Raw genomic sequence first — 24,068 nt, 5'->3', positions numbered from 1 at the left:
AAGTGTCGCAAATTATGCCAGATGAAACGATCCTCTTGAACTTGCCCAAAGGTGGGGCTCCTCCGTGGGCGTTATTATATCCAAACACTTACGGAGTGGGCATGGCGAATTTGGGCTATCATTATATTTATGCAGCGTTAAAAAGCAGAGGCGTAGGCGCAGAGAGGATATTTGCCGATACTGAAGATAAATCACTTGAGGAAGGACGTTTCTTATCGGAATTTCCCGTAATCACGGCATCGGTATCTTACGAGCCCGATTATATCATATTGCTAAAGATATTGCTTAATAATAAGGTGTCGCTTCATTGGCATAGGAGGGCACTTGTTAATGGCCCAGTGGTCGGCGTGGGGGGAGCTGTTAGCTACATAAATCCCCTCCTTTTTTCATCTATGGTCGATTTTGTCTGTTTAGGAGACGGAGAGGTAGTTGTAGATCACCTGATAGCCTGCCTTCGTTCCTATATGAAGCATGGGAATAGAAGAAAGTTGTGGGAGGATTTATCGGCTTCGAAGCATGTATACGTGCCTCCACTTCATAATGAACTTGTCATTTCAAAAAAAGCGAACCTTGGTAGAAAAAGGGGGAATCTGGAAAATCTCTCTGCATCATTGGGTCATAGCGTGTGGATGACTCCCAAGGCTGCCTTTGGGAGAACGTTGCTTTTGGAGTTACAGCGAGGTTGTTTTAGGCGATGTCCCTATTGTGTCATGCCAAGTAATTTCGGGAAAGCTAGATTTCGGCCCGTTGATGAACTAATTTCTCTGTTATATAAATTTAAGGCATATAATAACTTCAATGTTGGTTTAGTCACGCCGGAAGCGGGGGATCATCCGGAGCTAGATCGCCTTTTGGATGCCATTAATGACTGTGAAAGGAGAGTAAGTTTTGCCTCGCTTCGTATCGATGCTTTAAGCGAAAAAATGCTGGAAACCATGGCCATTGGAGGTAAAAAAAGTATAACGATTGCTCCTGAAACAGGCAGTGATTCTTTGAGACGATCATTAAATAAACACTTCACTAATGAAACTATCATAAAAAAACTCGCCTTAGCGAAGGACTTTGGAATACGATCAGTGAAGATGTATTTTATGATAGGTCTCCCTGGAGAAAATGATGACGATGTTAGATCCATAGCTGAATTGTCGAAACAGGTATGGGAGCTGCTAAAATTGAAGTCAGTTATTTCTGTAAGCATTTTTGTGCCAAAGCCGGGCACTCCATTTTCAAATGAGCCTTTCGTAGGGATATCCGAGGGCCGACGCAAATTAAACATATTACGTAGATCTTTAAAAGGATTTGGCAAAGTTATTACAATAAGGCCTGTGGATTTGAGGGGATCTTTAAAAGAATACACGTTATCGTGGTATGGTTTACAAGAGGCCGAGGTTTTATTAGACATGATTGATGACGGCGACAAAGATGATCTTTCTTGTTTGGCATTCTCTAAAGAGGTTGTTCGGGAACAAATTTTCATGCTTGGTTTTTGATAAAACATTCTCCTTATTTCGATTTCGGCGAGCATATTATGTTGTGTCAAGACTATAAGAGGTGATAATTAATGATGAAAAGAGAAAGGCAAAACGATAAAAAGCCAATCTTTTCCTTTGGCCAAATAATGATTCCCCTAGTAGGTTTGGTCGCTATAGGCTTGTTGTATCTGGGGGTTAAGATGTTTTTCTTTGCACCCGTTAAAACGATCTCCGATCAGGTAGGGGCACCCGATATCGTGGCACAACCTGCTCCCAGCGTGAGCGACGAGAGCGCTAAAACCCCCACGGTTGCTGCGCCTTCTGTTCCTATAGAAGAACCTTTTCTGGATTCTAAAGATGTGATAGCGGTGCCTTCTACCGAGAGTCCTGCCAGGTCGGCTGAAAAAGCAACTAAAGGCGAAGCTACCGGGGCCCAGACACCACAACCTTCTGTGAAGGTATCTCAACCTTCAAAGGGCGGTTGGGGAGTCCAGGTTGGTTCTTTTACTGAAAAGTGGAGAGCAGATGAGGTTAAAAAGAAGCTTGAAAGCGCAGGGTATACAGACAGGGTGCGTATAATTGAGGCTACCGTAAACGGTAAGCTTTATTATAGGGTACAAGTTTACGCCGGTACTGAAACGTCAGACGCGAAGGAGTTAGAAAAAAAGCTGAAGGATATGAATCTACCTACTTTAGTAGTGAAGTATTGATTTGAAGAGGTGTTTTTATGGCTGGCGTAACGGAAGAGCTTTTAGGAAGGTTTAAGGCGCTTCAACTCGTGTGCGATAGCATGTCTTTTCCTGCAGTTTTGAGGTGCACTTCAGTTGCTGTTGAAAGTTCTTATGGAATGCGATTAGCAGAAGATGTTGAAGCACCGGAGTCATATCCGCCCTTTTCCCGGAGTTTACGTGACGGATACGCAGTAAGAAGCGTTGATGTGAAGGGAGCCTCGATCTCCTCCCCTGTCTTTTTGAGAAAATGTGGCATTATTCCCATGGGCAAAGTGATCCGAGAATCTTTGCCAAAGGAAGCTGCTATGCAGATCCTCACGGGTGGGATTTTGCCTCTTGGCAGCGATGCCGTTGTGATGGTTGAAGACACTGAGGAAATCGGTCCATGGATCGAGGTAAGAAAGGGTGTAATGCCGGGCGAGAACGTAATTATCCAAGGCGAAGAGATAAAAAGTGGAGATATCATTGCAAGAGCAGGTGATTTGCTCGATTTTAAAAACATCCCAGCCGCTGTTGGCTTGGGAGTAAGAGAGGTTAAGGTGGTAGATTTAAAGATCGGCATTTTAAGTACGGGAGATGAGATAGTAGAAGCAGGAATAGATTGCGTTCCTCCCGGATGTGTTAGGGATGTCAATAGCACTACGTTGCGGCTACTGCTCAAGTTTTATGGTTACGACGCTCAGTTTTTGGGAATAGTGCGCGATGACCTGCAAGTTCTAACATCAGCCGTTCAAGATGCTTTGCGAAAAAACGACGTCGTCATATTAAGCGGAGGATCCTCCGTATCGACCAGGGATTACTGCTCCGAAGTGATAAAGAATTTAGGCGACCCGGGACTGATCATTAAGGGTATAAACATGAGACCCGGCAAGCCAACTTTAATCGGAGGCATTAAAGGAGAGCCTACTAAACTGGTCGTTTCTTTGCCGGGGCATCCCTTGTCTTGCACCGTTGTGGCAAGGGTAGTTTTGTTGCCTTTATTGGACATGATGATCGGCGGAATAAATTTATATGAAAGAAACTTCGTGCCCGCGAAGATGAAGTGCCTAGATGATGTTATAGGTAGAAGTGGCGTAGAAGAATATGTGCCTGTCGCTTCTAAGCCGGGTGGGGTTGTTCCCGTGAACTCTAAATCAGGGTATATTTCTGCGCTAAATGGGACCATCGGATTGGGTATGTTGCCTGTGAATAAAGAGACATTGAGAGCAGGAGAGGAGATAGAGGTAATTTTATGGTAAAAGAACATTTATCGTTATACGAGGTTTGGAAGTTGTTACAGAGCAAATGGGGCGGAAAGTTTTCTGTGATCCATGTTCCTCTACAGCAGGCACTTGGTGCGTCGTTGGCTGAAGATATCCTTTCTCCGATTAATGTGCCTCACTATCCGGCATCTGCGGTTGATGGTTATGCGGTTTTGTCAATATCTACTTCCATGGCGACTGCAGCCACTCCGGCAATCTTAGATGAAGGACAATTTCAGTGGGTCAATACAGGATCCTTTGTTCCTCCTCAGTTTGATGCCGTCGTCATGGTGGAGGATACCTCAATTAAAGAAGGAAAATTATACGTTTATGAATCTGAATTACCCGGGGCAAACCTCAGACCCATCGGGGAGGACGTTATCAAGGGACAAATCGTTGCCCATTTCGGGGATGAGGTTGACCCCAACCTAACGGCTTTGTTTTATGCGATTGGAATGCACGAGTTGCCTGTGTTAGCCAAACCAAAAGTTGTCTTCATACCTACAGGTGACGAGATCATTCCTAGGGAGAGCGTTAATGACCTCGGCTTATTGCCTCCTGGCAAGGTAATGGAGAGCAATTCAATTATGCTTGAGTGTATTTTTAAAAAATGGGGCGTACCCTTCTTTGTAGATCAACATGTGGAAGATAACCCACAGCTTTTGAGTAAAGCCCTGCTTCGGGCCGTTGATGAATACGATTTGGTGTTAATTGGGGCCGGGTCCGCCAAGGGAAAGCGGGATTTTACAGCCGATGTAATAGAACAAGAGGGAAGATTGCTCTTTCATTGGATTTTAATGAGGCCCGGGAGACCTGCGATGCTTGGTGTGGTTCGGGATAAACCTGTCATTGGCATGCCAGGTTTTCCAATGTCTACAATGGTCGTTGCATGGAGCGTGGTATACCCTCTAATAGAACTGCTGACGAAGGGCAGCTTTAACGAAGATAAATTTTTGGATGAAGCCATGGATGTAAAAGAAAGACTCAAGGCCTCTTTGTTAATATCTCATACATCACCACAGGGAATAAGTGAATGGCTTAGAATAAAGGCAGTCCTGTTGGGATCAAAAAAGTACGTCTGGCCGATTTCAGGAGGCTCAAGTTCCATGAGAGCCACAGCTGAAGCAGATGGATTTGCTCTCATGCCTCCAGAGGCTTATGAATGCCCGAAGGGCAAAGAAGTAGAAGTCAGGCTAATAAAAGATGTCTTGTGGGAGAATAGGGCATTGTTTCAGGGTTCTGATGATCCTGCAGTGGCAAGACTTGTTTCTTTGGTAAGGAGACGGGGCTCTGACTTAGTCATACGTCCCGTTGGTAGCTTAGGCGGGTTAGCGGCCCTTGCTAGGGGCGAAGCCCACCTCTCGGCCGCACACCTTTTGGATCCTGAAAGTGGCCTATATAATGATAGCTACATAGCAAGTTTTAAGCCGATTAGCGATAAATGGAAACGTTATTTGCTATTTTATAGACAACAGGGATTTATCGTAAAGAAAGGAAATCCGAAGGACATAAACTCCATTGAGGACTTAGCACGTAGTGATATTCGCATAGTCAATCGGCAACCTGGTGCTGGAACTCGAGTATTGCTGGATTCCATGCTTAAAGAACATGGCATTGAAGCCTCATTGATAAAGGGATACGAGGATCAGATGGTGACGCACCTCGATGCCTCTTGTAGGGTAGCGTGGGGTTTAGCTGACGTTGCCTTGGGGATAAAATTTGCAGCAGATGCCTTAGATTTAGATTTCATTCCCGTTACAGAAGAACCTTACGAGCTCATTATTCCCGAAGATGAATTAGATCATCCGGGGGTAGTTGCTTTGCTAGATGCCCTTTCTGATCCCGAGTTTAAAGAAAGAATTAACACAATGGGGGGATATCGTTGGCCTTGAAACTAGTAGACAAATTGGGGCGAAAATTAACATATGTGCGTATTTCTGTTACTGACAGGTGCAACTTCCGTTGTCAATATTGCATGCCCCCCGAAGGCGTGGAATGGATACCTCATGAAATGATCATGAGGTATGAGGATATACATTCGCTTATAAGAATATTAACCGAGTTGGGCATCAAAAAAGTGAGGTTAACGGGGGGAGAGCCTTTTGTTAGGAAGGACATTTCGAAATTTTTGCGTACGCTTCGCCTGTCCTTTCCTGAGCTCGTGCTTGCCATTACGACAAATGCGTCATTGCTTTCTAAGTTTATAGATGAAATAAAAGATCTTAAAATTAACCTAAACGTCAGTCTCGATACGCTCAATGCCGAAAAATTTAAATATATGACGAGGATGGGGAACTTAAACGACGTCATCAACGGGATTACTGAATGGAGTAAGTTAAATTTGCCATTAAAAATTAACACGGTTTTGATAAAGGGATTTAACGAAGATGAGATTAAGGCCTTGGCGAATTTTGCGAGGAAAACGGGGTGCTGTATTGAGATTTATAGAGTTCATGCCCGTAGATCAAAGTTTGTGGACGCAAGATTCCTTCATTCCCGCTTCGTCTATCAAAGAACTTCTTTTTTCTTCCGGAGAATGGGAAGAGGTTGGCAAAAGGCCGTCAGACACCGATGGGCCTGCAAAGTATTATGTTAACCTAGAGACAGGCCAAAGGATTGGAGTAATATCAGCCGTTTCGCATCACTTTTGCGAGACATGTAATAGACTTCGAATTACCGCAACAGGAGAGCTCAGGAATTGCTTATTTGCTACTAAAGGGATCGATTTGCTTTCACCCTTGAGGGCGGGTGATTTGGAGGAAGTTAAAAGGAGGATACTGCTTGCTTCTTGGGAAAAGCCAGCAAATTGGAAAAAGTTGGTTCGTGGCAATAGGCACATGTCTCAAATAGGGGGATAATTTTATGGGATCTTTAACGCATCTCGATGAACATGGCCATCCAAAAATGGTGAATGTGGGATTTAAAAGCCCAACGGACAGAAAAGCTATAGCCTGTGGTTGGATTATTTTGCCCGACAAAGTTTATGATACGATTTGCTGAAGGAAGTGTTCCTAAAGGAGACGTTCTTAAAGTTGCCGAGTTGGCAGGTATAATGGCTGCAAAAAGGACATGGGAAATGATTCCTTTGTGTCATAATATAAGGTTAGATCACGTTGAGGTAAAATGTGAATTGGACGAAAAGCGCCGAGGCATAAAAGTAACTTCCAAGGTGTTGGCAAGAGAAGTTACGGGTGTCGAGATGGAAGCTTTAACGGCTGTGACCGTTGCTCTTCTGACGATATATGACATGTGCAAGGGCATTGACAAAGGGATGTATTTTAATGATGTCCATTTGATTGAAAAAAGTGGAGGCAAAAGCGGACACTATCTTTCGGAGGATGCAAAACGTGCTGAAAGCGACTAAGAAAAGGCTTATAAGAATTTATGACAGCGAAAGAGATCTCACGGCGGTTTCTCTTCGTAAAGGCAGTTTGGGTGAAAACATGGTCGATGGGATGGCTAGGAGGTTGTTTGCAACTTCACCCATGCCTTTGTTTTCTTTGTGCGAGCCTTCTTTAATCTTGGTCTTATCACATGGGGTTAGCGACAAGGGAAATTTGATCTCCTTTTCAAATGGAGAAGTGATAGTTAAATTTCTTGATGAGGATGAGGTAGAAGTTTTTAAGGGCGGTTTCTTGAGTCTTTCTGCGGAATACGAAGAATGGTTTCCCATTTCTTTGGGGATCCTTACTGTAAGTGACAGAGCTAGCAGGGGGGAATTGGTAGATACCTCGGGCCCATCCCTGGAGGAATTAGCTCTTTCTATTGGTGCGGTCAGTAAGGAATACGAGATTGTTCCTGACTCCGTAGATGAGATACAAAATATAATACGCAAATGGAGTGACGAAAAGTTGCTCGATTTGGTTTTGGTGACAGGAGGAACGGGAATCTCACGGAGAGATGTCACCCCGGAGGCAATAATGCCCTTGTCAGATAAAATTGTATACGGAATAGGCGAATGTATGCGCTGGTCGACGGCCGTTAAAAACCCCATGTCGATTTTGAGCAGAGGTTTAGCTGTAACGAGGGAAAAGACGCTTATACTTGCCCTTCCTGGAAGTGAGAGGGGAGCGAGAGAGTGTTTTAGTGCCGTATCTCCCGCTTTAAGACATGCTGTGGAGGTGCTCACAGGCAGACATGTTCGTCATTGAAGGGGATAATTACGAGAGACAAGCAGAAATTAGTTGCGGAGTAGATTATCTTGACCATAAAAATAGGCATATATCCAAATGCATCATAATTACTGGAATGTCGGGTGGCGGGAAGTCGACTGCGCTAAAAGTATTGGAGGACATCGGTTTTTACACCATCGATAATATCCCACCAGCTATATTGCCCCAAATTATAGACATGTTAGGTTCGCACGAGGCAGCCGTCAACATGGGTATTGCCGTTGTCATGGATGTCAGAGGGGGAACCTTGCTGGGTGATTTTGAAGGCGTAATAAAGGCATTAAAAAATAAATTATCCCTGGTTAAGGTAATTTTTTTAGACGCTAGCGATGAAATCTTAATCAGACGTTATGAAACTACGAGAAGAAGGCACCCTTTAGGTGTCGAGCCTTCCGTTAAGCGAAATGATCTTAAAAGAACGAACGATGGTAGCCCCTGTCAGAGAGCTGGCGGATGTGGTCGTAAACACCAGTCATTTGAGCATTCAAGAACTTAAAGAAGCAATTTTAAGATCAATTGGAGTGATAGACGTTGAACCATCCGTGATCATTACTTCCTTTGGTTATAAATATGGTATTCCTTCCGATAGTGATTACGTCTTGGATGTGAGGTTTTTGGAAAATCCTTTTTATTGCCCACAGCTTCGAGATCTTACTGGTGTGGAACCTGAAGTTCAAGAATACTTGTTGAGTTTTAGAGAAACGGTCGTATTCTACGACGAATCGTTAAGGCTAATAAAGCTGATACTTCCACTTTACAGGAAGACTGGAAAGCCACAGGTTCACATTACAATAGGATGTACCGGTGGGAGACATCGTTCAGTGGCTTATGCTGAATGGCTTGCAAGACAGTTAAGTGCAGATGGAGAAAAATGTATAGTGAGACACCGTGATATTGGGAAAGACAAGGAGAAGATTGGCGATGTCGTCGCTGGTTAGTTTTTTTGCAGGTATATTTTTGGGAGGGGCTGTGGCTTACTTATTTTCTCGAAGAACATCTAACATGCAGCGTGATAGCAAAACAGGGGATAAAATCAAGGAAAGGTATAAGGACGTATATTTTAGCGCATCTCGCCAGAGGCTTTCTTTAGGGCCCTATATTGTAGCCCTAGGTGGTGGTACAGGTTTATCCACTTTGTTAAAGGGATTGAAGTGCTTTACTAGAAATATTACGGCTGTGGTGACTGTGACGGATGAGGGTGGTAGTTCAGGTCGTTTGCGTCAGGAGTGGGGAATGCTTCCCCCGGGGGATATTAGAAACTGCCTTTTAGCGCTGGCCGAAGATGATAGTTCTTTAAATCGCTTGCTGAACTTTCGTTTCGATCGTGGCGAATTGGCCGGTCACAGCCTCGGGAATTTGTTATTGCTTGCCGCGACGGAAATAGCAGGAGATTTTAGAAAGGGCATCGAGGAATTAAACTATATGCTCGCCATAAGAGGTCAAGTTCTCCCAGTTACTACCGAAAGCATATGTTTGGTTGGGAGGACCAAAAACGGCGTTAGAGTAGAAGGAGAATTAAACATCACTAATTACGGTTCAAGCTTGGAAGAAATATGGCTAGAGCCAAAGGGAGTAAAACCTCTACCAGAGGTGTTAAATGCCATCAGTAATGCCGATTTAATAGTACTGGGACCTGGCAGTCTTTTCACAAGCGTCATACCCAACCTTCTAGTGGAAAAGGTCGCCAATGCTATAGTGACTTCGCCTGCCCCTGTGGTTTACGTTTGTAACCTCATGACGCAACCACTGGAGACGGAAGGGTTTACCGTATTGGATCATGTAAGGTGGATTGCCAAGGTCCTTAGAGGGTTTCCTGATTTTGTAGTTGTCAATGCCATGTCTTTGCCCGAAGAAATATCTTCAAAATATACTGCCGCAGGTTCTATGCCTCTTTTAGTGACGACGGAGGAAAAGGAGAGGTTTAAAAAGATCGGGATAGATTTGATAGAAGATAAATTATATGAGATTAGCGAAGAAGGTGCTGTTAGGCATAATTCAGTCAAATTGGCAGAATGCCTGATTAGAATAGCAAGAAGTGCGAGGGAAAGGGAGATATGGAAAGAATCGATTCAGTTCTCTGGGATGAGTGGGTAAATAGTATATCGCCCGACAAAAAAGAGAACGATGCGGAATGTTCAGGTATTATCGAAGGGATTTTCGTAGCAAGAAAGATGGACCATGCAGTGCTCGCTTCCCTGAGATTGTGGGTTTTCAGGAGACTTTATGCTATATGGAAGTATACGCGATGGTCCGACGTGAATTTTTCATCTTACATGAGAGTGCCGAAGAGCAAAAAGGGACGTGTCAAGTTAATTTTGCCCTTCGAGCTTTACGAGGATATTTCCCGTTCTTCAAGGACTTCCTGGGCTTGGTTGCGCGGTGTATTTGGTAGTTGTGGATCAATATTTTGGCCGAAGAATGGATATCACTTGACCTTTAGGGTTAAAAATGAGCAATTATGCGATAAGACAATAGCATTCTTGAATACTAGAGGAATAAAAAACAACTGTAGACATCGATCCGGAAACTACGAGATTCAAGTCAGAAACCATGAAGCTATAGTTACAATTTTAGCTGGAATGGAACTTATGAAGACTTCGCTCATGATAGAAGAGAAAGCCATAATAAGGTCTGTAAAAAGCAGGGTGAACATGCAAGTTAACTGTGATACGTCAAACATTAAAAAAAGCCTTCAAGCTGCGGAGAAACAACTGTATATTAGCAAATTGCTAGTGAAGACGGGCTTAATAGATGACCTGCCAGTTCACTTTAAGGATCTCGTATTTACACGGCTTAACTATCCCAGCGCTACGCTCCGCGAGATAGGCCAGCTGTTGCCTAAACCGGTGAGCAAAAGCACTGTTGAGTATCGATGGAATAAATTGGAAAACATGATCAACGGTCTCTTTGATGGCGGAACAAATGTTTTACAAGCCAAATCGTAAGATAAAAAATGGGATTTGTGACGAGCAAAAATCATTGTTAAAATAGTATGTGAGTTAGAGTCAATTGAACTTTAGTGACTTTTTTAATCTTTGCGGGAGGTGTAGTGTGGTATGACCAAAAAAGTTGCCATAAACGGTTTTGGAAGGATTGGTCGTTTGTTTTTGCGAGCGATGTTCCAATATGACACTCAGAAGTTGTGTGACGTGGTTGCCATCAACAGCAGATCCCCTATTGATATATTAGCCTATCTATTTAAATACGATTCCGTACATCGTCGTTATCCCGGCAAGGTTGAAGTAGAAGGGGACAATATAATGATAGTCGATGGCCACAAAATAAAGGTATCCACGGAGACGGATCCGTCCAAGCTTCCTTGGAAGGATTGGGGGGTTGATATAGTCATCGAGTCTACAGGTCGTTTTACCGATGGCAAGGAGGCAAAGACTCACATAGACGCTGGAGCTGAAAAGGTGATAATAACGGCTCCTGCTTCTAACGAAGATGTCAACATAGTGATGGGCGTGAACGAGGAGACGTACAATCCCTCAGAGCACGTTATAATTTCTGCTGCTTCATGCACTACCAACTGCCTGGCCCCTGTAGTCAAAGTGCTGCATAAAGAATTTGGGATTATACGTGGTCTGATGACTACAGCGCACGCTTATACCAACGATCAGGTTACTTTGGATCGTTCCCACAGGAAGGATCCGGCACGGGGAAGAGCAGCGGCCCTTTCGATAATTCCTACGTCTACCGGTGCAGCTAGAGCAATTGGTAAAGTAATCCCAGAGTTAAAGGGATTGCTTAATGGGATAGCCCTGCGAGTGCCAACTCCCGACGTATCTATAGTGGATTTGGTCGTTGAGCTAAAGAGACCTGTCACAGCAGAGGAAATTAACGCAACGATGAAAAAATATGCTGAAGGTGAGCTAAAAGGCATACTTGGCTATGAGCCTGGACCTCTTGTCTCTTCTGATTTCATCGGAGATCCGCGTTCTGCCATATTTATGCCCAATGAAACCATGGCCATAGATGCAATGGCTAAGGTCTTTGCCTGGTATGACAACGAATGGGGATATTCCTGTAGGTTGGTGGACCTCGTAAATTACATTGCAAAGACAATTTAATCTAGCGAGGTGATCTTACATGGCTTTAAGGATCCCCGAAGCAAAAGATGTAACACGAAAAAAGGTGCTGGTCAGGGTTGATTTTAATGTGCCCATTAAAAATGGCGTGGTTTCGGACGATACACGTATCAAGGCCCACCTTGAAACCCTGAGGTTCTTAAAAGAAAACGGAGCTTTTATCACGCTCATTTCCCACTTGGGACGTCCAAAGGAGGGAAGGGATCCTGAGTTTTCGCTCAAGCCCGTGGCAGAGTACCTGAGCAACCTAACCGGCTGGAAGGTGAATTTTATTCCTGACTGTATTGGCGAAGCAGTCGAAGGAGCCGTCGCGTCACAACTTCAAGATGAAATAATAGTGCTAGAAAATGTCCGATTCTATAAGGAAGAGACTAAAAACGACCCTTCTTTTGCAGAAAAACTTGCAAAGCCCTTCGAAGTCTTCGTCATGGATGCCTTCAGTGCCGCTCATAGAGCTCACGCTTCAACGCGCGGTGTTGCAGATTATCTAAAATCCTTTGCTGGCTTTTTAATCAAGAAAGAAATAGAATCTTTAAGCGTTGTAAGAGATAATCCAACGCATCCTTACGTGCTAATTTTGGGTGGTGCTAAGGTGTCTGATAAAATTGGTGTGATTGAGAATCTTTTGCCCAAAGTAAACCATATCCTAATCGGTGGCGGTATGGCCTACACATTCCTTAAAGCAAAAGGTTACGGCATAGGGAAATCCTTATGCGAAGAAGACAAGATTGAATACGCTAACAAATTGATCACACTTTCTCAGGTTAAAGGGGTTAAAATTCATTTGCCTCTCGACTGCGTGGCTGCTCTGGAGGCGAAAGCCGATGTGCCAACTATTGTTATTGACACCGAAACATCGATACCCGATGACATGATGGGGTTGGACATCGGGCCTAAGACGATAAAAGCCTTTTGTGAGGTCATAAAAGAAGCAAAGACGATATTCTGGAATGGCCCCATGGGTGTCTTTGAGCTTGAACCTTTTAGGTCTGGAACGGAGAAGGTGGCAATTGCCGTGGCCGATGTTGCAAAAAGGGGCGGATATGCCGTCGTCGGTGGAGGGGATACAGCTGCGGCGGTAAATGTGTTTGGTCTTTCTGACCAAATGACTCATGTGTCAACTGGCGGTGGCGCAAGTTTGGAGTTCATGGAAGGGAAAATGCTCCCGGGCATCGAGCCATTGTTAGATTAGCATATTAATGCTATATTGTCATGCTGAGGAGAGTAGAGCGGAGCGCAGGGCAAAAGTGCTCCGCTCAAATTTAAAAAGGTTTAAGGAGGGAGGGTTACACGGTGAATCGCGTTCCTTTTTTGGCTGGCAACTGGAAGATGAATAAGGGCCCCTTGGAGGCCGAAAATTTCATTAAAAATTTGGCCTCAACGATACATGACAACGAATCCCTGTCAAAGGCCGTAAAAGCTGGGATAATTGAAATTGGCGTTTTTCCGCCCTTTGTAAGTCTTGAGCGTGCTAAAAAAGGCATTTCTATCTCCGGCATCCCCATGTCATTAGGTGCACAAAACATGCACTGGGAGGATAATGGTGCCTTTACAGGTGAGGTATCGGGAGAGATGCTCAAAGAGGTAGGCTGTGAATATGTTATCCTTGGACATAGTGAAAGACGTCACATATTTCAAGAAACGAATGAAATGATAGGCAAGAAGATGAAAAAGGCTCTCAACACAGGACTTAAGCCCATCTTATGCGTGGGGGAAACGCTTGAAGAAAGAGACAGGGGCATAACCGAATCTGTTGTCGAAGAACAGCTAGAAGAGGCGTTTAGAGGCCTTACAGGGCATCCAAATCTTGAGGGTGATGTAATTATAGCTTACGAGCCAGTGTGGGCCATTGGAACGGGCCGTAAGGCCAGCGATGAAGATGCTCAAAGGATGTGCCTCTTTATAAGGAGGTTTATTGGTGATAAGTTCGGTTCTACGGCGGCCCAAAATGTTCGCATACTTTATGGCGGTAGCGTGAAACCTGACAACACTAAGGGCTTGATGTCTCAAACAGACATTGATGGAGCTCTAATCGGTGGTGCTTCCTTGGACGTAGAAAGTTTTCTTAAAATTGTTAAAAATACAACCGATGTATTATTATGATGTGTGGGAATGTGTGGGGCATTGTAAGAACCGGGAATTTTAGCCTTAATGTAACATAAGATACATTATAGGACATATGAAAACAAGATAAAGGCGAAAGGCCAGCATGTGAAGCCGCGATCTTTCGCCTTTATTATTGCTTAACATATGTTATATTTAAACATTAACTGCTAGAACAAGCTCTCCCTCTTCGTCGAACTGTATTTGAGGTGCATCTCCCCAGATGCGCTCCAAGTCATAAAACTGTCTGCCCTCAGAGCTAAATATATGTATTATTACGTCGCCACAGTCTATCAGACGCCACAAACTACTATTCTTGCCCTCGACGACGTATTGTACGTGATGAGCCTCTAAGGCTTCGGTGACGATATCCAAAAGCGCCTTCATGTGGGTATCGGAATTGCTGCTGGTTATGAAAAATACATCGGTGAATCCAGAAACATCACTTACGTCCATTGATATGATATTTTCTGCCTTTTTTGAAGCCAGAGCCTTGGGTATCCACTCATACTGTTTTATTAAATCTTCTTTGTACTTGCGGATGCCAAATCACCTCTCCTTTTTTTAAATTATGATCGTGTTCACACATATTATAACTTATTGGATTGGTTATTTCGATTGTCATTATCTTGGTGGTCATTGAATGCCTTGCAGCTGGCTTTCCAATCGAGCAAAAATGGATTTGTAATCATGTCCTATAATGATCGTAAGGTAGGATGATCCATCGCTCGGCTTTATTAGATTGTTTGGGATCCCCAGCAGTTTGCCAAGCATTTTAGCTTCATTGTCCAAGTTTCGAGGATGCAAAATAGAGGTGTAATGATAATCAAAATGTCTTGCATTGCTTTTGTAGGCTATGTCTATACCATAACGTTGTAATAAGTCAGCTAGTTGTGTCGCCAATTTAGGAGTTCCATCACCATTAAGAATGGCAATCCTGTTTGTTATGCTTCGACCTATTGTCATTCTGTCGATTGTTGGAGTCTCAGGTTTTTCTCCAGATTGCCCTGATGACACTACTCCATTCACTTGAGCATTCACTGTTTCTGTGGGTTCAGATTCGCTGGGAGGTGTGGAAAGTATTGCCAAAGCTCTGTTTACGTCTCCCAGCCAATAACTCACTCCTGATAAAACCGCCGGTTTGCCTGGTAGGGTAAAAAACCTGATGTTGTCAGACGATACGTCCTTAAAATACATCGCTAATTTCAGCGCCTCTTCCACTGGCAAATCCGTTTGAACGGTTTGCAGAATTTCCTTGAGCAAGAAGGGCATTTTAGTGCTTATAGCTTGATCGAATATTTTCTGAAGCAAGGCCTTCATAAATTGTTGTTGCCTTTTGATCCTTCCTATGTCTCCTAAAGCGTCATGTCGAAATCTGACGAACTTCAATGCCGTTTCTCCATCCATGTGTTGTAGCCCTTTGGGAATATCGATATAAAGGCCAGCGGCTCTGTCTACATACTGGAGTTTTTTTTCGACATAAATATCTACTCCTCCTAACATGTCCACTATCTTAGGAAACGTACTGTAATCTAGCTCGATATGGTAATGAATGGGCATTCCTAGATAATTTATGAGGGTCCTGCTGAGCAAATTTACACCCCCATAGGGATAGGCGTGGTTTATTTTGTTCCAGCCGTGACCCGGAATTTGAACTCTTGTATCTCTTGGAATTGATAACACTTGAACGCTTTTATTATCGATATCCAATACTGTAAAAAGAATTGTATCAGGGCGTTGTGAATTTTCGGTATCATCCTTTCCGATAATACATATATTTATCTTGCCAGTTCGTTCATCGTGGCGCACTGTTCCTTTGATTGATTCTAGGTTGGGCGCGAAGTAGCTGTGAAGACGTACGTAAGCTCCTCCGATAGTTGCAATGACTAAGGCTAATACCAAGAGAGCAATTCGTGATTTAGTCAAAGGGGTCACCTTCCCTCTAGAGAATAAAGGTTTTTCTTGTAAATATAGTGTTCGACGGTCCAAGGCAAAAAGTATCTGATGCTTTGACCAGCAGCGATGCGTCGTCTTATTTCCGTGCTCGAGATGGCTAACAAAGGAATTTCAAGCGGTATGACAGCTTCTCTGATATCCTCGGGTAAAGACTCTAGTTGCGAAATGTTATAACCCGGCCTAGAGGCGGCCACAATGTGAGCTATTTTTGCTATAGCAGAGGGTTCCTTCCATGAGGTCATTTGCAACACTGCATCTATACCAGTTATGAAAAAGAACTCGACCTCTTTGGGCAAATACCAATGTCTCATTTCTCGCAACGTATCGATAGTGTGCGATGTGCCTTCACGTTCTATTTCGATTTTAGAAATTTTAAAATGAGGATTATCAACTATGGCCATACAGGTCATAATATAGCGATCCTCTGCTGGAGTTACCATCTTAAATTTTTTATGGGGAGGATTTCCAGTAGGCACGAAAATTACCTCGGATAGATTTAACGAGGTGTAAGCCTCCTCTGCAACCACCAAGTGGCCAAAGTGAATGGGATCAAAGGTCCCCCCCATGATTCCTACTTTTATCCTGCTCATAAAATTTGAACGTATTTGAGGCAAGGCGGCACCCCCTCTTTTTTATTCGATGTCTGGTTTATACTCGAACTCCAATTCTCCTATATAAACCGTGTCGCCGTCTTTAGCACCCATCTTGGCCAGTGATTCTTCAACTCCTAATCGAGCTATGATTTTGCTAAAACGTATAATCGCTTCATCTTGGCTAAAGTCGTATCTACTAGCCAGCTCCTCGAGATATTGATTAACTACCCTAAATTTACCCTCGCCGAGAGGTTCGATTTCAATTTCTGAAGGTCGTAAAATACGTCCTCTCACTGCGTGTTTAAGAGGATAAAGCCTTTGCCTGCCTCCCGAGTCTAAATTCGAAAGGTTTTGCAAAAGTAAAGAAGAAAGTTTGTCAATTCCTTGTCTTGTGATGGCGCTAGTAAAACAGACTTCTTGCTCGATTTTCTTCGCCCATTGAGCTACTTGCTCGAGAAAAGAAGAATCATTAACTAAGTCGGTTTTATTAGCAATCAACATGGATGGTTTTTTTAATATCTCCGGGTTGTAGTTAATTATTTCTTTTTGCAAAACGTTCCACTGTCTGTTTAAATCCTCAATTGAATTACTAGATAAATCTATGACGTACAGAATTAATTTTGTTCGTTCTATGTGTCTCAAAAACAATAAACCTAGGCCTTTATTTACAGAGGCACCGTCTATTAGGCCAGGAATATCGGCCAAGGTTATGCGTTTCTCTCCCAATTGCAAGACGCCCAGGTTAGGGTTTAGGGTTGTAAATGGGTAACTACCTATCTTTGGCCTAGCGCTGGATAGACAAGCCAATAGACTTGACTTTCCCACATTAGGAAGACCTACAATCCCGACGTCGGCTAGTATTTTAAGCTCTAAGATTAAGTGCCTGGATTGCCCGGCTTCTCCCTTTTCCGAAAACCGAGGGGCTTGGTTCGTTGATGTGGCAAAGGTCGCATTGCCCCTGCCCCCTCTGCCTCCAAGGGCAACGAGCAATGTGTCTCCTGATTCTACCAAATCGCCCAAGGGCTCACCGGTTTCGGCATCCCAAACTACCGTTCCGCAAGGAACTTCAATTATTAAATCTTCGCCATCCTTGCCGGATTGGTTTGCTCTTCGCCCCTCTTCCCCTGATTGTGCCTTAAACTGCGTCTTATAAGTAAAATCCTCGAGGGTTTGCAACCTGTCCGTTGCTTTAATGTAAACGTTTCCCCCTCTTCCTCCGTTTCCGCCATCTGGGCCACCTTTTGGGATATATTTTTCTCTCCTAAAGCTCATGCATCCGTTGCCACCACGACCTGCATGAACATTTATTTCAGCTCTATCAATGAACTTCAATTCACATCACCTGTATACCTGCAATAGAATAGGGACCCCCCATACAATAGGCCCCTATTCCAGCATTCGCCACTCCACTACTCTATTATTAGTCAACGGGAATAACACTGACGTACTTTCTATTTTTCTTATTCTCAAACTTCACTAGTCCCGTTGTGAGTGCGAAAAGCGTATGGTCCTTTCCCATCCCAACATTTTGGCCTGGATGTACTTTAGTACCGCGTTGGCGAATAATTATGCTCCCCGGGCTGACGATTTGCCCGCCAAACCTTTTTACTCCGAGCCTCTTGCCGACGCTATCGCGGCCGTTTTGGCTGCTACCTTGCCCTTTTTTGTGAGCAAATAGCTGTATATTGAATTTCAACTTTTATTCACCTCCACAATGTGCACATACTTTGGATATGCCCCGGCGATGTACTTTAAGCTTTTAAGTATGGTATCTATGACTGCCCTTGTCCTATCGTCGCTCATGTTTTTTTCATTCCAAAGGATCGAAAACTTGGGAATCTCATCGTTTATCTCAGAAGTTATATCGCATATACCTATTACTTCCTTTAGTCCTAAGAGCAAAGCATACATCAACGTCGATACCGCTGCGCAAACGATGTCCTCGCCTTCAGGTGCATATCCGCTGTGACCCTTGACTTCGATGGATAGGGGTCCCTTTTTGCCCATCAATACGTTAATTTCGATCATTAATGCTTCACGGATAAGATTTCGATCTCTGAGTAGGGTTGACGATGGCTCTTGAATCTTTGATAGTTCCTTTTGTTCTTGAACTTAAATACTGTGACCTTCTTACCTTTGCCGTGTGCCTTGATGGACGCTTCGACGCGAGCTCCTGGGATTGTGGGATTGCCAACCTTTACCCCTTGATCGTCGGATACCATTAGCACACCGTCAAGTTCAACTACATCGCCTGGTTTTCCCTCAATCTTTTCGATCTTCAATATGTCCCCTGGTGAGACGCGGTATTGTTTTCCTCCTGTTTCTATAATAGCGTAAGTCAATGTTTTTTGCCTCCTCTCGCTGAGCATTTCGGGCGGCAATTGCCTTGAGAAACCCGTCTCAAGCGGTTATTGCCACTTTATATTCGATATATTCGATTGGGACTCATGCATTTTAAACAAGAAGGCCCTTGAAGTCAATAACAAAAGTCTTATTCATCATCTTTTGCGCAAATTTAACAACCGCATGGCATGGGCAATGGCCTCTCTTATCTCGCTCGTTCCAGATAACATGCGTGCAATTTCCTGTACTCTTTCTTCATCGTTTAGCTCCTTGACGTACGATTCTTCGCCTTCCTTCGTGACGCGAAAATGTTGATCCGCAAGGGAGGCTATAGTGGCTTCATGTGTAATGAGGATGATTTGGCATTTAGTTGAAAGCTCTTTGAGTTTAAGTCCGGTGAGCAAGGCGGCTTTACCGCCCAGTCCTGCTTCTACTTCGTCTACTACCAGAAGTTTTGGCAGGACTTCTTCGGGAAGCGCCATCTGCAGCGCTAATAATATGCGACTTAGCTCGCCGCCCGAAGCCACTTTAGATATAGGTGCAGGAAGATTATTATCTGTCTCTATCATGAAACTAACAGTTTCTGCTCCATTTGCGCGAACCTTTTTCATTTCCTCGATATATACAGTGAGCCTTGTACTTTCCATTCCCAAGTCCCTTAAGTGTGAATTAACTGTTTCCTCCAATTGTTTGGCTATTTCAGTTCTTAAAGATCGTAAGTCAAGAGCATGTTGACTCACGTCCTTTTTTAATTTGTTTAATTTTTCTTTCAGGGTCTCGATCTCTGCAAGGCTTTCTGACAGCCAAGATATTTCCCTTTCTGCGGCGGTATAGTATTCGACGAGTTCTTCCATAGTGGAAACACGGGCTATGCGTTTGCACTTCCTTAAGCTGCCAAGCTTGCATTCGAGTTCTTCATGTCTTCTTTTTAACTCTTCAAGCGATGTCTTACTTGAAATAAGTTCCCTAATCTGACGTATTAACTGCTGCAAAGCCATTAAAACACTTTGACTCGTTTGTTCAATGTCTTCATTTGAGCCTATTACCGACTTAAGTTGCAAAGATATGTTCTCCAGTTCTCCTTCAAGTCCGCTTGATGCCATTCCTCCCTCAAGGACAATCAATATACTTTCAAGTTCTTCTCTTCTGCTTATTGCTTCTTTTACAATCCTTAATTCATTTTCCCACTCGTATTCGCTGGAAAGAGAAGGATTCAGTTCTTTTAGCAACTGGATTAGCTCCACTGCTCCATTGTAACGCTCTTCAACCCTCTTTCTTTTTCGATAAAGGTCCTGGATCTTTCTTTCCATTTCTACGGCTTTGTGAAAAATATCTGCCAAGGCCATCTTTTTTTGCAATAACTTTACGCCACCGTAACTATCAAGTAAGTCCAGTTGATTGTTTTCATCAAGTAAGTCCAGTTGGGAGAACTGACTTTGTACGTGCATGAAATGTGTCATTGCTCTCGATAATACATTTAAGGGGACGACATGTCCTTGGATGTAAGATTTGCTCCTACCTTCTGATGTAACGACGCGTTTTACGACCCATACTCCCTCTTGTGGCTGAAGTTCTTCGGGAAGAGACGGAATGTGATCCGCTAAAAAAGCTCCTTCCACCTCGCCTAACGCTTCGCCTACACGCAAGTAGCTAACTTGGGCTCTTTTGCCTGCTAGTAACTCCAATGCCCGAACCAGGCTACTCTTGCCTGCACCGCTTTCACCTGTGACGGCAGTGAAGTTGCCTTGAAGTTTTAGGGAGGCAGTGGTTATACCCCCTATATTTTTCACGTTAAGTTCCTCTAGCACTTACTATTCCTCCTCGGTTTGGCGAATGCGCATGTTACCCCACTGCAGCTTTTCTCTCAGAAGGTCGAAGTAGTTATCTTCGGGCAGTTCTATGGTTAAAACGTTTTTGTCCTTAGCAAGCGATATATCGATCCTGTCTTTGACCATAAGTTCGTAGCCCAATTGGCCATCTTGAGTGAGATATATCTCTTTTTGATCGCTTTTGGGTATCAGGGAAATCATATCATCGGGTCCTAGGACCAAAGTCCTCGCGTATAAAGTGTGTGGACATATAGGAACCATGACCATTGCATCTACGTGAGGCGGTAAAATTGGTCCTCCTGCCGACAGCGCGTATGCTGTTGAGCCAGTAGGTGTTGATATTATAATGCCATCTGCTGGCAGCAGGCTCAAAAAGTAGTCATTTACCCGTGATTCCACCTCTATCAATCGAGCCAACGGGCCTTTAGTAACAACCAGATCATTTAATGCGTACAACACATGAACAAGATTGCCTTTACGCGTAACGCTTCCCTTTAGCACCCTGCGTTTCTGAATTCTATATTCGCCAGATAAAATTCTTTCAACTTCTTCCTCAGCCTTTTCGGGATCACCGGTCACCAAAAAACCAAGGCGACCTGCGTTGATGCCATACAAAGGAATATTGTAGTCCATCACCATCCGAGCAGCCCTTAAGAACGTCCCATCTCCTCCAAGAACTACCCCAAATTTGACCGAGTCAGATGGCAAGCTCCAATCGTATTCGGGTAGTCCAAGCAGGGCTGATTCGTGAGAAGGTGCCACGAAGTTGACACCTTTTTTCTGGCTCCATCCTATTAGTTTGTAAGCTAGTTTTAAAGCTGCTGGTTTTCTAGTGTTTACTATCAAAAGGATTTGATTCACAGGCTTCCCTCCTAAGTGAGTTCGAAGTGAGCAGCATTGACAATCTCCATGAAATCTAAGGGAAGAGGATCTTTAGGCCTAGCCGTTGCGTGCAAGAGAAATTCGATATTGCCCTTAGGGCCTTTAATGGGCGAGTGAGTTAATCCAACCACATTTAACGGTGGAATATTCGTAACGTAGCATACAACATCCTTTAATACCTTCTCGTGCAACAAGGGGTCAGCTACGACGCCCCCTCTTCCAACATATTTCCTTCCTATTTCGAATTGAGGCTTTATAAGGGCCAGGATATCTCCTCTGGCGGACAGTAATTTTGCCAATACCGGTATTATTAGTTTTAATGAGATGAAGGAAACATCAACAACGATTAAATCGGCTTCCTCATCGAAATCCTCTTTGCGCAGATACCTTGCGTTTGTTTTTTCGCGCACTACAACGCGTTTGTCTTGTCTTAATGTCCACGCTAACTGTCCATAACCCACGTCAATGGCATAAACTTTTTTGGCGCCTCTCTCAAGTAATACTTGCGTAAAGCCACCAGTGGATGCCCCAACGTCGAAGCATATCGCGTCTTTTGGATCTACATCGAAACAATCTAATGCCTTGAGGAGTTTGTAAGCACCTCTACTTACCCATTTATCCTGTTGGATTATTTCCAATTGTGAAGCTACATTGACCTGTGTGCCGGCTTTAACGACAACTTTCCCATCGACCTTTACTTTTCCGGTCAATATCAGGGCTATTGCTTTGTTCCTGCTATTCACAAAACCTCGTTCGATCAGCAGTTTATCGAGACGCTGTTTTGAGATGCTCACTTACTCTTTTCACCACCTCATTGCTGTTAAGCCCGACATGTTGCAGCTGCTCGTCTCTCGTTCCATGTGAAATGTATGTGTCGGGCACGGCCAAATGAATCCACTGCAAGTCTTTATTTTCTTTGAAAGCAAGGCAGGACAATTGCTCGCCTGCTCCGCCGATTGCGTACTCTTCTTCTGCCATTACAGCTAAAGAATGTGCGGCAAATAATTCTTTTAATGTCTTCAAATCCAGCGGTTTTATGAACCTTAGATCAACCACAGTGGATTCAAATCCTAAGGTTTTTCTAATCTCTTCGCTAGATTCTAATAACATCGGAATGGTACTTCCATATCCTATTAAAAGAACTTCTTCTCCTTCGCGCAAAACCTCGGCCTTGAGCCATTGCGATGGAAGGCCTCCTTTTTTTCTCGCCAGGGATCTCGGCGCTTCACCCTTGGGGTATCTTATTATACCCGGGCTATCGCAGTTCTCGATAAGGCATGTGAACATGTACTCTAAGTCCACCACATCTCTGGGTGAGGCGATAATGAGTCCTGGAATGGATTTACACCACGGGACGTCAAGTAATCCTTGATGGGTTTCGCCATCCTCACCTACTAATCCGGATCTGTCGAGGGCTATGATGACCGGAAACCCCTGCATGGCTATATCGTGACAAAGTTGATCCATGGCTCGTTGTAAGAAAGTAGAATAAATGAACACTATAGGTTGCATCCCCCCCGCCGCTAATCCGGCGGCATAGGTTAGCAAGTGTTCTTCTGCGATGCCGACATCGAAAAATCTGTTTGGAAACCTTTTCTTGAAATCGGATAAACTGCATCCCTCTTCCATCGCCGCGGTGAGGCAAAGGATCTTATTGTTTTTCTCGGCCAATTTTTCCGCACACTTGGCAGTAGCTTTGCTCCATGAAATAGAATCCTCGGGAGAATCTAAAGAGGTTGTTGTCTTCGGTGATACTCCATGGTATTTAGTCGGGTCTTCTTCGGCGGGTTCATAACCTTTACCTTTTTGGGTTATCACGTGTATTAAAACGGATTCATCAAATACCTTTGCCAATTTAAAGACTTCTTCAAGTTCTTCAAGGTTGTGGCCATTAAAAGGGCCCCAATAATTAATTCCCAGGGCTTCGAACATGTTAATCGGCTGAAACATGGTCTTTACTTGATATTTCAATCTCTTTAGGGCATCTTCAATTAAAGCGCCACCCAGAGGCAAGCTTTTGCAAGCCAGTTTTATCGCTTCCTTTGCTCGTTTGTAGGAAGGATTAGTGCTTATGTGACTTAAGTGTTTAGCAACTCCTCCAATCGGAACGTTGATGGACATTTTATTGTCATTTAAAATGATTATTAATTTTGTCTTAAGCTCGCCAATTTGATTTAAGGCCTCGAGGGATGTGCCGTTTGAGATTGAAGCATCTCCTACGACGGCTATTACGTCGTGTTTTTGGCTTAGCAGATCACGAGCCTTTGCGTAACCTATTGCAGCAGAAATGGAGGTACCAGCATGCCCTGTATTGAAATGATCGCATGGACTTTCTTCCCTCTTTGGGAAACCGCTTATACCGCCCCATTGCCTGAGCGTGTGAAAGTTGCTTTTGCGCCCCGTAAGTATCTTGTAAGCGTAACTTTGATGGCCGACATCAAATACTATCTTGTCCTTCATTGGGTCAAAGACAGACAGCAGCGCAATGATCAACTCTACTGCTCCTAAAGATGACGCTAAGTGTCCTCCATTTTTTGTTACAACTTCTATTATCATATGCCTGATCTCATTACAGAGTCGAAGCTTCTCTGTATATCTTAATCTTTGAAGGTCTTTATAATCCGTAATTTTATTTAAATACATATAGGTCAATCC

Annotated in this window: 27 protein-coding genes; 16 read left to right on the top strand and 11 right to left on the bottom strand. The window is 43.8% G+C overall.

Annotated features, from left to right (window positions below; translation table 11 throughout):
- Nucleotides 1-2: 2 nt before the first annotated feature.
- The 16 genes from AC5SXE_RS07300 to tpiA all read left to right on the top strand — a co-directional run bounded on the left by AC5SXE_RS07300 (nt 3) and on the right by tpiA (nt 13,810).
- Nucleotides 3-1,490 (top strand): B12-binding domain-containing radical SAM protein, encoded by a 1,488-nt coding sequence (locus AC5SXE_RS07300; RefSeq protein WP_493917054.1) that lies wholly within the window; start codon nt 3-5, stop codon nt 1,488-1,490.
- A gap of 71 nt (nt 1,491-1,561) precedes the next feature.
- A complete protein-coding gene (locus AC5SXE_RS07295) occupies nt 1,562-2,182 on the top strand; it encodes an SPOR domain-containing protein (RefSeq protein ID WP_493917053.1) in 621 nt (206 codons plus the stop codon).
- 17 nt (nt 2,183-2,199) lie between these two features.
- The gene (locus AC5SXE_RS07290; RefSeq protein WP_493917052.1) at nt 2,200-3,441 is read left to right on the top strand and encodes a molybdopterin molybdotransferase MoeA; all 1,242 of its coding nucleotides are present in this window, start codon (nt 2,200-2,202) and stop codon (nt 3,439-3,441) included.
- Nucleotides 3,435-5,336 carry a substrate-binding domain-containing protein gene (locus tag AC5SXE_RS07285; protein ID WP_493917051.1) on the top strand — a complete coding sequence of 634 codons (1,902 nt, stop codon included), beginning with the start codon at nt 3,435-3,437 and terminating at the stop codon, nt 5,334-5,336. The genes AC5SXE_RS07290 and AC5SXE_RS07285 overlap by 7 nt, the downstream gene beginning before the upstream one ends.
- Complete coding sequence (locus AC5SXE_RS07280; RefSeq protein WP_493917050.1) at nt 5,327-6,040, top strand: GTP 3',8-cyclase MoaA; 714 nt, start codon at nt 5,327-5,329, stop codon at nt 6,038-6,040. Before AC5SXE_RS07285 ends, AC5SXE_RS07280 begins: the two co-directional genes overlap by 10 nt.
- The gene (locus AC5SXE_RS07275; RefSeq protein ID WP_493917294.1) at nt 5,937-6,302 is read left to right on the top strand and encodes a GTP 3',8-cyclase MoaA family protein; all 366 of its coding nucleotides are present in this window, start codon (nt 5,937-5,939) and stop codon (nt 6,300-6,302) included. Before AC5SXE_RS07280 ends, AC5SXE_RS07275 begins: the two co-directional genes overlap by 104 nt.
- A 4-nt stretch (nt 6,303-6,306) precedes the next feature.
- Entirely contained in the window at nt 6,307-6,444 is a 138-nt protein-coding gene (locus AC5SXE_RS07270) for a hypothetical protein (protein WP_493917049.1), read from the top strand.
- Nucleotides 6,428-6,808, top strand: coding sequence for a cyclic pyranopterin monophosphate synthase MoaC (gene moaC, locus AC5SXE_RS07265; protein WP_493917048.1), 381 nt, complete (start codon nt 6,428-6,430; stop codon nt 6,806-6,808). The genes AC5SXE_RS07270 and moaC overlap by 17 nt, the downstream gene beginning before the upstream one ends.
- Nucleotides 6,792-7,595: a MogA/MoaB family molybdenum cofactor biosynthesis protein gene (locus tag AC5SXE_RS07260; RefSeq protein WP_493917047.1), complete on the top strand. Its 804-nt coding sequence runs from the start codon at nt 6,792-6,794 to the stop codon at nt 7,593-7,595. The genes moaC and AC5SXE_RS07260 overlap by 17 nt, the downstream gene beginning before the upstream one ends.
- Nucleotides 7,582-8,112, top strand: coding sequence for an RNase adapter RapZ (locus tag AC5SXE_RS07255; RefSeq protein WP_493917046.1), 531 nt, complete (start codon nt 7,582-7,584; stop codon nt 8,110-8,112). The genes AC5SXE_RS07260 and AC5SXE_RS07255 overlap by 14 nt, the downstream gene beginning before the upstream one ends.
- Nucleotides 8,072-8,554, top strand: coding sequence for a RapZ C-terminal domain-containing protein (locus AC5SXE_RS07250; protein WP_493917045.1), 483 nt, complete (start codon nt 8,072-8,074; stop codon nt 8,552-8,554). The genes AC5SXE_RS07255 and AC5SXE_RS07250 overlap by 41 nt, the downstream gene beginning before the upstream one ends.
- Nucleotides 8,538-9,710, top strand: a complete 1,173-nt coding sequence (locus AC5SXE_RS07245) for a gluconeogenesis factor YvcK family protein (RefSeq protein ID WP_493917044.1) — start codon at nt 8,538-8,540, stop codon at nt 9,708-9,710. Before AC5SXE_RS07250 ends, AC5SXE_RS07245 begins: the two co-directional genes overlap by 17 nt.
- Nucleotides 9,671-10,561 carry a DNA-binding protein WhiA gene (gene whiA, locus AC5SXE_RS07240; RefSeq protein WP_310849916.1) on the top strand — a complete coding sequence of 297 codons (891 nt, stop codon included), beginning with the start codon at nt 9,671-9,673 and terminating at the stop codon, nt 10,559-10,561. The genes AC5SXE_RS07245 and whiA overlap by 40 nt, the downstream gene beginning before the upstream one ends.
- A 111-nt stretch (nt 10,562-10,672) precedes the next feature.
- Nucleotides 10,673-11,689 carry a type I glyceraldehyde-3-phosphate dehydrogenase gene (gene gap / locus AC5SXE_RS07235; RefSeq protein ID WP_493917043.1) on the top strand — a complete coding sequence of 339 codons (1,017 nt, stop codon included), beginning with the start codon at nt 10,673-10,675 and terminating at the stop codon, nt 11,687-11,689.
- 19 nt (nt 11,690-11,708) lie between these two features.
- Entirely contained in the window at nt 11,709-12,899 is a 1,191-nt protein-coding gene (locus AC5SXE_RS07230; RefSeq protein ID WP_493917042.1) for a phosphoglycerate kinase, read from the top strand.
- A gap of 101 nt (nt 12,900-13,000) precedes the next feature.
- The gene (gene tpiA / locus AC5SXE_RS07225; RefSeq protein ID WP_493917041.1) at nt 13,001-13,810 is read left to right on the top strand and encodes a triose-phosphate isomerase; all 810 of its coding nucleotides are present in this window, start codon (nt 13,001-13,003) and stop codon (nt 13,808-13,810) included.
- A 156-nt stretch (nt 13,811-13,966) separates the two neighbouring features.
- Here the strand turns inward: tpiA and rsfS are convergent, their stop codons facing one another.
- The 11 genes from rsfS to dxs all read right to left on the bottom strand — a co-directional run bounded on the left by rsfS (nt 13,967) and on the right by dxs (nt 24,056).
- Entirely contained in the window at nt 13,967-14,329 is a 363-nt protein-coding gene (gene rsfS, locus AC5SXE_RS07220) for a ribosome silencing factor (protein WP_493917293.1), read from the bottom strand.
- A gap of 117 nt (nt 14,330-14,446) precedes the next feature.
- A complete protein-coding gene (locus AC5SXE_RS07215) occupies nt 14,447-15,736 on the bottom strand; it encodes an LCP family protein (protein WP_493917040.1) in 1,290 nt (429 codons plus the stop codon).
- A 5-nt stretch (nt 15,737-15,741) separates the two neighbouring features.
- The gene (gene nadD, locus AC5SXE_RS07210; RefSeq protein ID WP_416358723.1) at nt 15,742-16,380 is read right to left on the bottom strand and encodes a nicotinate-nucleotide adenylyltransferase; all 639 of its coding nucleotides are present in this window, start codon (nt 16,378-16,380) and stop codon (nt 15,742-15,744) included.
- 18 nt (nt 16,381-16,398) lie between these two features.
- On the bottom strand, nt 16,399-17,691 hold the full coding sequence (obgE, locus tag AC5SXE_RS07205; RefSeq protein WP_493917039.1) for a GTPase ObgE: 1,293 nt from the start codon (nt 17,689-17,691) through the stop codon (nt 16,399-16,401).
- Nucleotides 17,692-17,779: 88 nt separating this feature from the next.
- On the bottom strand, nt 17,780-18,055 hold the full coding sequence (gene rpmA, locus AC5SXE_RS07200; protein ID WP_303882976.1) for a 50S ribosomal protein L27: 276 nt from the start codon (nt 18,053-18,055) through the stop codon (nt 17,780-17,782).
- A complete protein-coding gene (locus tag AC5SXE_RS07195; RefSeq protein ID WP_323721542.1) occupies nt 18,052-18,387 on the bottom strand; it encodes a ribosomal-processing cysteine protease Prp in 336 nt (111 codons plus the stop codon). Before AC5SXE_RS07195 ends, rpmA begins: the two co-directional genes overlap by 4 nt.
- Entirely contained in the window at nt 18,387-18,701 is a 315-nt protein-coding gene (rplU, locus tag AC5SXE_RS07190; protein WP_416358722.1) for a 50S ribosomal protein L21, read from the bottom strand. The genes AC5SXE_RS07195 and rplU overlap by 1 nt, the downstream gene beginning before the upstream one ends.
- A 156-nt stretch (nt 18,702-18,857) precedes the next feature.
- A complete protein-coding gene (locus tag AC5SXE_RS07185) occupies nt 18,858-20,510 on the bottom strand; it encodes an AAA family ATPase (protein ID WP_323721541.1) in 1,653 nt (550 codons plus the stop codon).
- Nucleotides 20,511-20,513: 3 nt separating this feature from the next.
- Nucleotides 20,514-21,392: an NAD(+)/NADH kinase gene (locus AC5SXE_RS07180; protein ID WP_323721540.1), complete on the bottom strand. Its 879-nt coding sequence runs from the start codon at nt 21,390-21,392 to the stop codon at nt 20,514-20,516.
- An 11-nt stretch (nt 21,393-21,403) separates the two neighbouring features.
- Nucleotides 21,404-22,207: a TlyA family RNA methyltransferase gene (locus AC5SXE_RS07175; protein WP_323721539.1), complete on the bottom strand. Its 804-nt coding sequence runs from the start codon at nt 22,205-22,207 to the stop codon at nt 21,404-21,406.
- Nucleotides 22,179-24,056, bottom strand: coding sequence for a 1-deoxy-D-xylulose-5-phosphate synthase (gene dxs, locus AC5SXE_RS07170; protein ID WP_493917292.1), 1,878 nt, complete (start codon nt 24,054-24,056; stop codon nt 22,179-22,181). The genes AC5SXE_RS07175 and dxs overlap by 29 nt, the downstream gene beginning before the upstream one ends.
- Between the last annotated feature and the right edge of the window lie 12 nt (nt 24,057-24,068).

It is taken from the genome of Acetomicrobium sp. (assembly GCF_059026225.1).
Note: the sequence above shows the minus strand (reverse complement) of the source record. Positions and strands in the feature narration are given on the sequence as shown.